At 67.1% G+C, this 13,202-nt stretch carries 11 protein-coding genes and 1 other RNA gene; 6 read left to right on the top strand and 6 right to left on the bottom strand.

Annotated elements, in window-relative coordinates:
- The first annotated feature begins 58 nt into the window (after positions 1 to 58).
- Positions 59 to 3,283 carry an AsmA family protein gene (locus OJF58_RS13080; protein ID WP_300784913.1) on the top strand — a complete coding sequence of 1,075 codons (3,225 nt, stop codon included), beginning with the start codon at positions 59 to 61 and terminating at the stop codon, positions 3,281 to 3,283.
- A gap of 8 nt (positions 3,284 to 3,291) precedes the next feature.
- Positions 3,292 to 4,122 (top strand): nitroreductase family protein, encoded by an 831-nt coding sequence (locus OJF58_RS13085; RefSeq protein ID WP_300784915.1) that lies wholly within the window; start codon positions 3,292 to 3,294, stop codon positions 4,120 to 4,122.
- On the opposite strand, the gene OJF58_RS13090 is transcribed toward OJF58_RS13085, so the two are convergent.
- Positions 4,109 to 4,327, bottom strand: coding sequence for a ribbon-helix-helix domain-containing protein (locus OJF58_RS13090; RefSeq protein ID WP_300784917.1), 219 nt, complete (start codon positions 4,325 to 4,327; stop codon positions 4,109 to 4,111). The two genes, OJF58_RS13085 and OJF58_RS13090, sit on opposite strands and share 14 nt — an antisense overlap.
- A gap of 113 nt (positions 4,328 to 4,440) precedes the next feature.
- Here OJF58_RS13090 and typA point away from each other — a divergent pair, with 113 nt between their 5' ends.
- On the top strand, positions 4,441 to 6,273 hold the full coding sequence (gene typA / locus OJF58_RS13095; protein ID WP_300784919.1) for a translational GTPase TypA: 1,833 nt from the start codon (positions 4,441 to 4,443) through the stop codon (positions 6,271 to 6,273).
- 134 nt (positions 6,274 to 6,407) lie between these two features.
- Here the strand turns inward: typA and OJF58_RS13100 are convergent, their stop codons facing one another.
- Positions 6,408 to 7,085: a VOC family protein gene (locus tag OJF58_RS13100; RefSeq protein ID WP_300784921.1), complete on the bottom strand. Its 678-nt coding sequence runs from the start codon at positions 7,083 to 7,085 to the stop codon at positions 6,408 to 6,410.
- 140 nt (positions 7,086 to 7,225) lie between these two features.
- Between OJF58_RS13100 and OJF58_RS13105 the strand changes: the two genes are divergently transcribed.
- Positions 7,226 to 7,771 (top strand): hypothetical protein, encoded by a 546-nt coding sequence (locus OJF58_RS13105; protein ID WP_300784923.1) that lies wholly within the window; start codon positions 7,226 to 7,228, stop codon positions 7,769 to 7,771.
- Positions 7,772 to 7,790: 19 nt separating this feature from the next.
- Here the strand turns inward: OJF58_RS13105 and OJF58_RS13110 are convergent, their stop codons facing one another.
- The 3 genes from OJF58_RS13110 to ssrA all read right to left on the bottom strand — a co-directional run bounded on the left by OJF58_RS13110 (position 7,791) and on the right by ssrA (position 10,440).
- Entirely contained in the window at positions 7,791 to 9,407 is a 1,617-nt protein-coding gene (locus OJF58_RS13110) for a fumarate hydratase (protein ID WP_300784925.1), read from the bottom strand.
- A gap of 66 nt (positions 9,408 to 9,473) precedes the next feature.
- Positions 9,474 to 10,034, bottom strand: coding sequence for a ClpXP protease specificity-enhancing factor SspB (locus tag OJF58_RS13115; protein ID WP_300784926.1), 561 nt, complete (start codon positions 10,032 to 10,034; stop codon positions 9,474 to 9,476).
- 79 nt (positions 10,035 to 10,113) lie between these two features.
- Positions 10,114 to 10,440: a transfer-messenger RNA gene (gene ssrA, locus OJF58_RS13120) on the bottom strand.
- A 79-nt stretch (positions 10,441 to 10,519) separates the two neighbouring features.
- On the opposite strand from ssrA, the gene thyX reads away from it, so the two are divergent.
- A complete protein-coding gene (thyX, locus tag OJF58_RS13125; RefSeq protein WP_300784927.1) occupies positions 10,520 to 11,461 on the top strand; it encodes an FAD-dependent thymidylate synthase in 942 nt (313 codons plus the stop codon).
- Positions 11,462 to 11,466: 5 nt separating this feature from the next.
- Positions 11,467 to 12,027 (top strand): N-acetyltransferase, encoded by a 561-nt coding sequence (locus OJF58_RS13130; protein ID WP_300784928.1) that lies wholly within the window; start codon positions 11,467 to 11,469, stop codon positions 12,025 to 12,027.
- 4 nt (positions 12,028 to 12,031) lie between these two features.
- On the opposite strand, the gene apbC is transcribed toward OJF58_RS13130, so the two are convergent.
- The gene (apbC, locus tag OJF58_RS13135; RefSeq protein WP_300784930.1) at positions 12,032 to 13,177 is read right to left on the bottom strand and encodes an iron-sulfur cluster carrier protein ApbC; all 1,146 of its coding nucleotides are present in this window, start codon (positions 13,175 to 13,177) and stop codon (positions 12,032 to 12,034) included.
- Positions 13,178 to 13,202: the final 25 nt, after the last annotated feature.

Consider the following 13,202-nt stretch of genomic DNA (forward strand, 5'->3'; position numbering starts at 1 on the left):
CTCTATGCCGCAGCGACCGTCGATGCGCTAGTCTCGTCGAGCGAGCACGAGGAGGAAGATGAGCCCTTCCAAGCGCAACAAGCTCCTGGTCGGCGGGGGTGGCGCCCTCCTGCTGATCGTCGTGGCCTTGCTGGTCGCGCCTTCTTTCATCGATCTCGACGGCTACAAGGCGCAGATCGCGGCCGAAGTGAAGAAGGCGACGGGACGCGACCTCGTGATCGATGGTCCCATGAGCCTGTCCCTGCTGCCGACGCCCAGCGTCAGCGTCACCGGCGTTCGCTTCTTCAACATGCCGGGCGCCAGGAATCCGACCATGGTCGAGGTCAAGTCCGTGACCGTCCGGCCCTCGCTGCTCGCGCTGGTGACAGGCGGTCTCGAAGTGAGCGAGGTGGTTCTCGACAAACCAAAGATCGTGCTCGAGATCAATGCCGAGGGAAAGCCGAACTGGGAATTCACGCCGTCGGTCGGCGAGGCCAGACCGGCGGCGCCCAAGCCCACCTCGCCCAAGCCGCTGTCGCTGGGGGCGCTCACTTTCAAGGACGGGACGCTGATTTTCAGCGATTCGAAGGCGGGCATCTCGGTCGTCGCCGAACACGCCAATCTCACGGCCTCGGTCGGCTCGGTAGACGGGCCTTACGGGCTGGTCGGCAGCGCCACCCTCAACGGCTCGCCGCTCACCTTCGATCTCGAGGTCGGCGCCAAGGGCAACAACGGTCACGCGGCCAACGTGAACCTGTCGGGCGGCGGCGGCCGGCTCGCCTTCAAGGGCAACCTCAGCGCCCTCGGGCCCGACGCACATCTTTCCGGGACGGCCAATGTCTCGGCCGATTCGCTCACGACGTTCGTCACGACATTGCTCGGCATGGCGGGCCAGCCGGCGCCTGAGCTGCCGCCGCTGCTCGCCGGCAAGTTCAGCTTCGAAGGTGGAATCGCTGCTTCGCAAAGCACCTTCGCCGCCAGGGACTTCAAGGTCATGCTGGGACAGGACGGCGGCTCGGGTTCGCTGGCGGTCACCCTCGAGCCCGCGCTTGCCATCGACGGCAAGCTTTCGGCGCCCAAGCTCGATCTCGATGCCTGGCTCGCCGCTCTGTCTCGTCCCGCCGCCCAGGCGACAACGAAAAACGCCCCGGCTTCGCCGGCACCGGCAGCGGCAAAGCCCGGGACGGGCGGCAGCCTGTTGGCCGCGTTGAATGCCAAGCTTGCGATCGATGTCGGCGAGATCGTCTATCACAAGCAAGCGGTGCGCGACGTGGCGCTCGACCTCGAGGCCCGAGGCGGTGCCGTGGCGGTGCCCAAGCTCAGCGCCACCCTGCCGGGCGACATGCGGGTAACTGCCCATTCGGTTCTCTCGGGCGATGCAGCGCGTCCGACCGCGGCCGGGGAGTTCAGCCTCGTCGCGCCGAGGCTGCGCGAGACGCTGAACTGGCTCGCGGTCGACGTCTCGTCCCTGCCACCCGACAGGCTGACGCGACTGAGCGTCAAAGGGCGAATGGCGTCGACCAACGGCGAGGTGCAGGTTCCCGAGGCCGCGATCGAGCTCGACAATCTCAAGGCTACGGGCGGTCTGACGGTAACCTTCAGCGTGCCCCTCTCGGTGGTCACCCACGTCCAGCTCGACACCTTCGATCTCGATGCCTTCCTCGCCGTGCCTGCCACCGGCGAGAAGGCGCCTGCCCGGGCGGCATCGAGCCCGTCGACCTCGACGACGCCGGAAAGGAAGGCGCCGGCGGGACCCAGCCTCGGCATGAAGGCCAGGATCGGCAAGCTGATCTATAAGAAGCAGCCGATCAGCGACGTCGCGCTCGATGTCGCCTTGCAGGGCGACACGCTGCGGCTGAACGAGATCAAGGTCTCCAATTTCGCTACCGCCCGCTTCGCCGTGCGTGGCATCGTCTCCGATTTCGACACGCCGGATCCGCGGCCCGACATCGCCTTCAACTTCGAAGCGACCCAGATGACCGAGGCGCTGAAGGCAGCCGGCGTTCCGGCGCCGGCCAATCTCGGTCGCGTGAGCGCGAGCGGCAGCCTTTCGGGTAGCCTGGAGCGACTCGCGCTCAAGGACCTCGCCGTCACGGCCATGGGGGAGAGCGTGAAGGCCGACGGCACGCTCGCGATGCCGGGCGCGGCGAAAGGCATGCCTCAGTCGGTCGGCTACAGGGGCAACATCGTCCTGAACGGCCAGGCGATCGAGGCGACGGTCGATGCCCGGCTCGCCGGACGTCCCAATGTCACCACCACCCTCAAGACGGCGCTGCTCGATCTCGACAAGCTTCGCGGCGCCTCCGGCGGCAAGCCCGCGCCGGCGCCCGGCCGACCGACGGCCAAAGCCGCCGACGAGCCGATCGACACGGCGGCTCTGCGCAGCATCGACGGCACGCTGACGCTCGAGGCCGCGGCGTTGGTGAGCGCGCCGCTGCGTCTCACCAATGCGAATCTCGGGGCGACGCTCAAGGACGGCGTGCTGACGCTCAGCCACTTCAAGGGTGGGCTGTTCGGCGGGACGCTCGATCTCTCGGGTGTCGTCAATGCCAGCCAGCCGGCGCTCACTTTCGACATCAAGGGCGGCGCCCAGAACATCTACGTCGGTGAGATGCTGCGCAGCATGTCCGGCAAGAACGTCTTCGGCGGCACCGTGAAAATCACCGTCGACGGCAAGCTGAATGCCGACAGCCTTGCCCTGAAGGGGGCCGGCGCGACCGCCGGGCAGATCAAGAAGTCCCTCTCCGGCGGAGCGCAGCTTGGCGGCCACATCTATGCCGGCGCGGACAAGGCGCTCACGACGCTCGGCACGGCGGCGACCGGCATCGTGGGCGGCGTGATCGACAATACCCTCGGCTCCGCGCTCGGCATCGTCGGGCAGACCGCGGGCGCCGGTGTCAGCAACATGCTGAATGCCGCCTCGCTGATCCTCAATCGCTTCGTCAATCGCGACAATCCGGTCTCCGGCCGGATCGACATCTCGGGTGGCGTGCTCACCGACAAGGGGCTGGTCGTCCAGGGCGACCGGGCGACCGCCAACGTCGCGACCCGCACTGATCTCGCGAGCGCCACCACCGACACGCGGGTGAACTTCGTGATCGCGGAGGATACATCTGCCCCCTACATCGTCGCGACGGTGCGCGGCCCGCTCGCCTCGCCGTCGTATGGCGTGTCGCGCGGCAGCGCCAAGGACCCGCCGGGTTTCGTCAATACCCTGGAGAAAGGCGTGACAGCGCCGGCCCGCACGATCCTGCCCAACGTGCCGGTCCCCAGTCTTCCCATCCCCAACATTTTCGGTCGCTGAGGGATACCTTGATCGAACGACTGCTCACGGCGCTCAAGGCGCGATTCGGCTCCGCGCCGCCCCTTGCCGAGGCGCCACACGGCGTCGACGTCCTGGCCGACATGGCCGACCGGCGCGTGATGCGCCGCTACCTCGACAAGCCGGTCGATCCGGCGCTGGTCGAGACTCTCTGCGCGGTGGCGCTGTCGGCACCGTCCAAGAGCGACCTGCAGCAGGCAGATATCGTCATCGTCGGCGATCGGGCGCAGCGGGAGAAACTCGAGGCGCTGCTGCCCGACAATCCCTGGGTGAAGGCGGCGCCGGTCTTCCTGGTGTTCTGCGCCAACAACCGGCGCCATCGCCTGCTCTACGCCTGGCGGGACCAGCCGTTCGTGAACGATCATCTCGATCCGTTCTTCAACGCCTCGGTCGATGCGGGCATCGTGCTGGCGACCTTCGTTGCCGCGGCGGATCGGGTGGGGCTCGGCACCTGCCCGATCAGCGCCATCCGCAACCATCCCGAGGCGGTTTCGGACATACTGGGCCTGCCCGACCATGTGTTGCCGGTCGCGGCGCTGGGGGCTGGCTGGCCATCCTTTGCGGGCGTCATGAGCCCGCGGCTCGGCCTCGATGTCACGATTCATCATGACCGGTATGACGAGAGCGGCCTGCGCGCGAAGATCGCCGCCTACGACCGGCGCCGGATGGCCGTGCAGCCCTACAAGACGCAGCGCTTTCCGGAAAAGTTCGGACAGAGCGACAGTTATGGCTGGTCCGAGGACAAGGTCCGGCAATATTCGGTGCCCGAGCGGGCGGGATTCGGCGCTTTCGTGCGCCGCAAGGGATTCAGGCTCGATTGAGGCGGCGGCGCAACGTCTCCAGCACATGCAGGCGCAGCGCGCTCGAGAGATTGCCCGAACGGCCGCGCGCCCGATCGATTTCGGCCACCAGTGCGTTGAGGGACAGGCTGCGCGCCCCGGCAATTGCCGAGAGCTCCTCCCAGAAGCCGTCTTCCAGCGAGATGCTGGTGCGGTGGCCATCGATCGTGATCGAGCGTTTGCGCATCCTCTGTCCCATCGGGCGACTGTGACAGCGGCAGGAAGACGGCTCAACCCGCCTTGCGGGAGACACAGCCCCTGCGTATATACCGCCGCTCGCAAACCCCTCCGGAAGACAAGATGGACATCCGCAACGTCGCGATCATCGCGCACGTCGATCATGGCAAGACGACGCTGGTGGACTGCCTGCTGAAGCAGAGCGGCACGTTCCGCGAGAACCAGCAGGTGGCCGAACGCGCCATGGACTCCAACGACCTCGAGCGCGAGCGCGGCATCACCATCCTCGCCAAGGCGACATCGGTCGTCTGGAAGGGCACGCGCATCAACATCGTCGATACCCCCGGTCACGCCGATTTCGGCGGCGAGGTCGAGCGCATCCTGTCGATGGTCGATGGCGTGGTGCTGCTGGTCGATGCCGCCGAAGGCCCCTTGCCGCAGACCAAGTTCGTGCTGGGCAAGGCGCTCCGGCTCGGCCTCAGGCCGATCGTGCTGATCAACAAGGTCGACCGCTCCGACGCCCGTCCGCACCAGGTGCACGACGAGGTGTTCGACCTCTTCGCCGCGCTCGACGCCAGCGACGAGCAGCTCGACTTCCCGACGCTCTTCGCTTCGGCCCGACAAGGCTGGGCTGCCAGGTCGCTCGAGGCCGAGCACAAGGACATGGAGCCGCTGTTCGACCTCATCCTGCGCCATGTGCCGGCGCCCGAGGTCGATGCAGAGCCGGCGTTCCGTATGCTGGTGACGACGCTCGAGTCCGATCCCTTCCTGGGGCGCATCCTGACCGGGCGCATCCAGTCGGGCACCGTCCGGCCCAACACCACGCTGAAGGCGCTGAACGGCAAGGGCGAGAAGATCGAGGAGGCGCGCGTCACCAAGCTTCTGGCGTTCCGCGGCCTGGAGCGCCAGCCGATCGAGCAGGCGGAGGCCGGCGACATCGTGGCGGTCGCGGGCTTCAAGACCGCGACCGTGGCCGACACGCTGGGCGACCTCGAGGTCGAGACGGCCCTGCCGGCCCAGCCGGTCGATCCGCCGACGCTCGCGATGAATTTCATGGTGAACGACTCGCCGCTCGCCGGCCGCGAGGGCGACAAGGTCACCACCCGTATGATCCGGGCCCGCCTGATGCGCGAGGCCGAGGGCAATGTCGCGATCCGCGTGCGCGACACCGAGAATGCCGATACCTACGAGGTCGCCGGCCGCGGCGAGCTGCAGCTCGGCGTGCTCATCGAGACCATGCGCCGCGAGGGCTTCGAGCTCGCGGTCGGCCGGCCGCGCGTCCTCTTCCAGGCCGATCCGGCAACCGGCCAGCGGCTGGAGCCAATCGAGGAAGTCGTGATCGATGTCGACGATGCCTATACCGGCGTCGTGGTGGAGCAGATCTCGCTGCGCAAGGGCGAGCTGCAGGAGATGCGGCCGTCGGGCGCCGGCAAGACGCGGCTCGTCTTCCATGCGCCTTCCCGCGGGCTGATCGGCTATCACGGCGAGTTCCTGACCGACACGCGCGGCACCGGGGTGATGAACCGGCTCTTCCACGAATACGGCCCCTATCGCGGTTCGATCGCCGGCCGGCGCAACGGGGCGCTGATCGCCAATGCCGAGGGCGTGTCGGTCGCCTATGCGATGTGGAATCTCGAGGAGCGCGGGCCGATGTTCATCGATCCGGGCGTGTCGGTCTACGGGGGGATGATCGTGGGCGAGCACAGCCGCGGCAACGACCTCGAGGTCAATGTGCTCAAGGGCAAGCAGCTTACGAACATCCGGGCGGCCGGCAAGGACGAGGCCGTCCGCCTCACGCCGCCGCGCAAGATGTCGCTCGAGCAGGCGATCGCCTATATCGAGGAAGACGAGCTGGTCGAGATCACGCCCAGGTCGATTCGCCTGCGCAAGCGCTTCCTCAATCCCGAGGACCGCAAGCGGGCGAAGAAGCAGGCACAGGCGGCCGCTGCGGAGTAATCGTCGCAGCGCCCTTCGGCTTCGCTCAGGACAGATGCCACTTGCTCATTCCCGAAGGTCTGCGCTTGGCTGATGACGAACTCCAGTGGCGCAATCATGCGCGCCACTGGACGGGCGCGCTCCCTTGAGGAAGATTACAGCTTTCCGCCCGTCAAGCTCGCGCGCTGGCTGATCTCGATGTGGTTGCCGTCGGGATCGTAGACGAAGGCGAAGCGCACCGTGTCGCCCAGGATCCGCGGCGCGCCGCCCGACGTGCCGCCGCGCGCCAGGATGCCCTCGTATTCGGCGATGCAGTCCCACACCTGGACCGTCGTGTAGCGGTAGCCGGGCCCACGCCATTCGGCGCTGCGTTCGACCGGTCCCTGCTCGGCGATCACGATCAGGGAATCGCCGCAACGATAGCGGCCGTCGCCGACGCGCTCGTATTGCATGGCCTGCGTCCAGAAGCGGTCGTGGGCCGTGGGGTCGTTCGAGCGCAGCAGAATGGCGATGCCCTGGACGCCGTCATACCCCTTCGGCACCAGCATGACCTTGTTGCCGTCGGGATCGGTGAGGGCGCGCGGCGCGGCCAGTCCGTCGCGCGCGATCTGCAGGCCGACGATGCCGGACGGCGCCAGCGCGGGCAGGGGACTGCGCGCGTGGTTCATCTTCAGGATCGAGCCGTTCATGTGGTGGCGGTGCTGCTGCACGCCGCCGCCCAGCTTGCCCATGTGGTCATAGGGAAGCCCGACCGTCTGCTGCCAGAAGGTGAGCTGCTCGTCGCGCTTGTTGGAGAACAGGCCGACATCGAGATGCGGTTTGGCAAGCTGCATGATCACGACTTTGATTTGGCGTTGATACAAACCATACAAAGGCCGGTCGGACTTGCCCATATGCCGGTTGCTAGAACGACCCCCGGGCGCAGGGGCCGGCGGATGGGGATCCGCCGCGTCGATAGTGGGAAGGGTCTGTCATGGTTCGCGCCATCATCGGCACGATCGCCGTGCTCGCCGGCTTCGCCGTGGTCGAGACGGCGACCGATGCCGGCACCGGTCCGGCCGGTTCATGCAATACGACCGAGGTCTATGCCCTGCTGCGACCCGGCGAACCGGTGCCGGTGCGCGCGTCGCCGACGCCGGAGGGGGCGGTGCTGGGCACGCTCGCGGTCCGGGAAACGTCGGGCGATGTGGTGCAGTCGATCGTGACGCTGACCGGCAGCAAGAAGGGGTGGGCGCGGATCGCCTTGGACTCCCGGGACTACACTGCCGCCGAAGGCAAGCGGCACGCCTATGGCTGGGTGCCTGCCGATCTCTTGACGGTGGACACGCCGCTCGACGGCACGGTGGTCGTCTACAGCCATCCCGGCCTGCTGGGCGAGCCGATCGGCCGCATCGAGAGCGAGGACCAGACGTTCCGCGTGCTCGGCTGCCGGGGCGCTCTTCTGCGGGTCATCAACGCGCAGCAAGGCAATGTCTGGATCGACCGCTGGTGCGTCCGGGGCACCGGCTGCGGCCGCTGAACGGCGGTCCTTCGCCCGATCAGATCTTCAGTTCGCTGAAAAAGTCGTTGCCCTTGTCGTCGGTGACGATGAAGGCGGGGAAGTTCTCGACCTGGATGCGCCAGATCGCTTCCATGCCGAGCTCGGGATATTCCAGCACCTCGACTTTCCGGATGCAGTTCTTGGCCAGGATCGCGGCCGGCCCGCCGATCGAGCCGAGATAGAAACCTTTGTGCTTCCTGCAGGCGTCGACGACCTGTCGGCTGCGGTTGCCCTTGGCCAGCATCACCATCGAGCCGCCGTTGGCCTGGAACAGGTCGACGTAGGAGTCCATGCGGCCGGCCGTGGTCGGGCCGAACGAGCCCGACGGCATGCCCTCCGGCGTCTTGGCCGGGCCGGCATAGTAGACCGGGAACTGCTTGAAATAGTCCGGCAGGCCTTCGCCGCGGTCGAGCCGCTCCTTGAGCTTGGCATGCGCGGCATCGCGGGCGACGATCAGCGTGCCGCTAAGGTTCACGCGCGTCTTCACCGGATGCCTGATCAGCACCGAGAGAGTGTGGGCCATGCCCTTGTCGAGGTCGACCGAGACCACGCTGCCGGAAAGCTGCTGCGGCTCGACTTCGGGCAGATAGTGCGCCGGATTGGTCTCGAGCTGCTCGAGGAAGATGCCGTCCCGGGTGATCTTGCCCAGCGCCTGGCGGTCGGCGGAGCAGGAGACGCCGAGCCCGATCGGCACCGAGGCGCCATGCCGCGCGATGCGGATGACACGGACATCGTGGCAGAAATACTTGCCGCCGAACTGCGCCCCGATTCCCATCTGGCGCGTGAGCTCGAGCACCTTGCGCTCCATGTCGCGATCGCGGATCGCGACGCCCCTGTCGTTGCCCTCGCCCGGCAGGTCGTCAAGATAGCGCGTCGAGGCGAGTTTCACCGTCTTGAGGTTCATTTCCGCCGACGTGCCGCCGATCACGATGGCGAGGTGATAGGGCGGACAGGCCGCCGTGCCGAGCGTCCTGATCTGGGTGTCGAGGAACTTGAGCAGCGCCGCCTCGTTCAGCACTGCCGGCGTCTGCTGGTAGAGATAGCTCTTGTTGGCCGAGCCGCCGCCCTTGGCGACGAACAGGAACTTGTAGGCGTCGCCGTCGGTTGCGTAGATATCGATCTGCGCCGGGAGGTTGGTGCCGGTCTGCACCTCCTTGAACATCGAGATCGGCGAGACCTGGCTGTAGCGCAGGTTGGTCTCGGTGTAGGTCTTGAACACGCCCCTGGCGATCGCCGCTTCGTCACCGCCGCCGGTCCAGACGGCCTGTCCTTTCTTGCCCATCACGATCGCGGTGCCGGTGTCCTGGCACATCGGCAGCACGCCGCCGGCGGCGATGTTGGCGTTCTTCAGCAGCTCGAGCGCCACGTACCTGTCGTTCGGGGACGCTTCCGGATCGTCGAGGATCGCGCGGAGCTGGGCGAGATGGCCCGGTCGCAGAAGATGGGAAATGTCGTGAAAGGCGGCGGCGGTGAGAAGCGTCAGGGCCTCGGGCTCGACCGTCAGCACCTCGCGGCCGTTGAATTTCGCCGTGCCGACGAAGTCGGACGAGAGCTTGCGGTAGGGTGTGGCGTCCCTGCCGCTCGGGAACATCTCCTGGAACTGGAACTCGGGCATGCGACTCTCCTGGCGCGCCTGCTTGGAAGGCGCGCATCCCTGCCGCAAGCTGCGCGCGGCGTCCAGCTACTTCTTTCGGAAGGTGTCGAGCTTGACGACCTTGGAGGCCGGATCCTCCGGCTTACCCTCGGGCTTGCCCTGATCGCCCGCATCCGGCTTGGTTTCGCCGGCTGCACTTTCGCTCCCCGGATTGCCAGGCGAAGGCCGCTTGTCGGGCGCCGGCAGCGGTGTCGGCGGCGCGGGTTCGGCCTTCTCGGCAGGCGCGCCGGCCTTGTCCTTGCGGTCGAATTGCAGGCCGAAGCGCACCGACGGATCGACGAAGGCCGAGAGCGCCGCGAACGGCACTTTGATGCGTTCCTGCTGCTTGTTGAAGCTCACGGTCACTTCGAAGGACTCGTTCTGGACGATGAGGTCCCAGTACTGGTGCTGCAGGACGATCGTCATCTCCTCCGGGTACTTGGCGCGCAGATAGTCGGGAAGCTGCACGCCCGGATCGGCGCTGCGGAAGGAGATGTAGAAGTGATGGGAGCCCGGCAGCCCCTTGTCGGCCACTTGCGTGAGCACGCGGCGCACGACGCTGCGCAGCGCATCGTCGACGAGAGCGTCGTAGTGGAAGCGATCGTTCATGGCTTGCCGGAACTTTCGCGGAGCATCGGCCCGCGTCCCCCGAGAGTCAACGCCGCCGGAATGCGGCGCGTGGGTGCAAAGTGGGAGGGCTTCTGTTGCCCGGTGCCCTCCCGAAACCGCGCTTACGTCCGCTGTTTAGGCGGCAGCAGCGAGTGCAACGTCGTTATCGTTGGCACTTGTGAATGGCCCGTTGCGGCGGAACCATACCGGGCAAAAACCGCGCCTTTACCACGCTCGTCGATCCTGTTTCGCCCCCGTCGAACCCCGTTGGCCGAACGGGGAAGGAATGGTGGAGGCGCCGGGTACCGCCCCCGGGTCCGATACGCTTATTCCACGCGGCGTTTATCGCCATAGTCGGTCTCCCGACAGGCCCAATATAGGCAGACGGACCGGCTTTTTGAAGACGACGCAGCCCCCGCCGATTTCCCCATGGCAGGGCCTGTGCCGGGCCCATAGAGTCCGCGACCAACAAAGGACAACGAACGATGCCCCTCTCCACCGATCAGCAGGCCGAAATCGACCAGGTGCGCGCAACCGCTCGCGAGACGCTGCGGCCGGTCGCCCCGGCGCTGGAGGAAATCCTCTACCAGGCGCTGCCGGTGCTCGATCACGGCTTCGTCCGGGTGGTGGACTATATGGGTGACGACGCGGCGGTCGTGCAGGCGGCGCGCGTGAGCTACGGCCGCGGAACCAGGAAGGTGAGCGAGGATCGCGGGCTGATCAACTATCTCATGCGTCATCGCCACACGACGCCCTTCGAGATGTGCGAGATCAAGTATCACGTGAAGCTGCCCATCTTCGTGGCGCGACAGTGGATCCGCCATCGCACGGCCAACGTGAACGAATATTCGGCACGCTATTCGATTCTCGACAACGAATTCTACGTGCCGAGGCCCGAGCACCTCGCGGCTCAAAGCAAGGCCAACCGCCAGGGCCGCGACAAGGTCCTGGGCGGCAGGGAGGCCGAACGCGTCTTCACGCTCCTCAGGAAGGACGCCGAGCTGGTTTACGAGCACTACATGGAGATGCTGAACGAGGGCGAGGCGGGCGAGCCGCTCGATCCCGAGCGTTCGGGCCTCGCCCGCGAGCTTGCGCGCATGAACCTCTCGCTCGCCTTCTATACGCAGTGGTACTGGAAGACGAACCTGCACAATCTCATGCACTTCCTGTCGCTGCGCGCCGACGCCCATGCGCAGTACGAGATCCGCGCCTATGCCGAGACCATGATCGAGACGCTCAGGCGCTGGTGTCCGATTTGCCACGACGCCTTCATGGAATACCGCATGGGCGGGGCGCACCTGTCGAAGACCGGGCTTGCCGCCGTCAGGCGCATGATCTCGGGCGAGAAGGTCGACCAGAAGTCGAGTGGTCTCAATCCGCGCGAATGGCGCGAGCTGATGGCTTCCCTCGGCCTGCCGTCGCAATGACCGGCATGCGCCCGGTCCGCGATCCCGGCCGGCTGCGGCTGTTGCGCGAGCGGCCGCGCGACCGTGAAGCGATCGAGGAGATGACGGCGGCGGCCTTCGGGCCCGACCGTTTCCACAAGACGGTCTACCGGCTGCGCGAGGATGTGCCGCCGCTGCGCGATCTCTGCTTCGTGGCCCTCGATCAGAAGGGCAGGCTCGTCGCTTCGATCCGCAACTGGCCGGTCCTGATCTACGAGCGCTGGCCGGCCGTCATGCTCGGTCCGCTCGCCATCGCACCGGAGCTGCGCGGCCTGGGCTACGGCAAGGCGCTGATGTGGCATTCGATGGCCCAGTCGCGCATCCAGGGTCACAGTCGCGTCATCCTCGTGGGCGATCCCGAGTACTACAACCAGTTCGGCTTCCGCCGCGACCTCGCCCTCAACATCCAGCTCCCCGGCTGGGTCGAGGAGCGCCGCTTCCTGGCCCTCGAGCTGGTCGCCGGCTCGATGATCGGCGTGCACGGCATGGTCGGCAAGGCGCAGCCGCCGAAACGTCCGGCCGCCAGGAAGAGAAGAAGCGGCGGATAGCCGGTCAGCGCATCACGATCCGCGGCGCCGCGCGCGGGCCGCGCTGGTTGGCCGAGAGCTGCTTCCAGACGCGGCCGGCGATGTTCCTGTAGGTCCGGGCGTGAGCGCTGTCGGGCTGAGCGACGACGATGGGGTTGCCGCCGTCCGACGTGGTGCGGATGTCGAGATGCAGCGGGATCTCGCCCAGGAACGGCACGCCCAGCCTCTTCGCCTCCTCACGCGCGCCGCCATGGCCGAAGATCTCCGACCGCTCGCCGCATTTGGGACAGAGGAAATAGCTCATGTTCTCGACAATGCCGAGCACCGGCACGGCGACCTTGCGGAACATGTTGAGTCCCTTGCGGGCGTCGACCAGGGCAATATCCTGCGGCGTCGAAACGATCACCGCGCCCGACAGCGCCACCCGCTGCGCTAGCGTGAGCTGGGCGTCGCCGGTGCCGGGGGGCATGTCGACCACCAGCACGTCGAGCTCGCCCCACTGCACATCGCGCAGCATCTGCTCGAGCGCGCTCGACACCATCGGGCCACGCCAGATCATCGGCGCTTCCTCGTTGACGATATAGCCGATCGACATGGTGCGAAGGCCGTAGCGTTCGATCGGCTTGAGCTGCCTGCCGTCGACCGATTCCGGCTTTTCCTTCACCGCCAGCATGCGCGGCATCGAGGGCCCGTAGATGTCGGCATCGAGCAAGCCGGTGCCGACGCCATTGGCGGCAAGGCCGAGCGCCAGATTGACGGCCGTCGTCGACTTGCCGACACCGCCCTTGCCCGAGGCGATCGCGATGATGTGTTTCACCCCCGGCACATCGATGCGCCCGGCCCCTGCCGCATGCGCGGCGCCGCGCGCATGGCCCGCGCGTGCCGGCCGGGCCGGCGGCGTTGGCGGCGGCGCAGGGGCGGCGCGTTCGGCGGTCATGACCGCGGTCGCGGAGAGGACGCCCGGCATCGCGCGCACGGCCTGCTCACAGGCCAGCCGCAGGGGCTCGAGGGAGGCGCCGCGCGCCGGATCGACCTCGAGGGTCACGGCGACATGGCCGCCACGGGTGGCGATGCCGCCCACCATGCCCGACGCCACGACGCTCTTCGCGGTGACGGGATCGATGACCGTGTCGAGAACGCTGCGCACGGCCGATTCGGTTATTTCCGCCATGTTCGCTCGCTCCCGGCAATAACTG

Origin of the sequence: Enhydrobacter sp. (genome assembly GCF_030246845.1) — a bacterium.
Lineage (GTDB): Bacteria > Pseudomonadota > Alphaproteobacteria > Reyranellales > Reyranellaceae > Reyranella.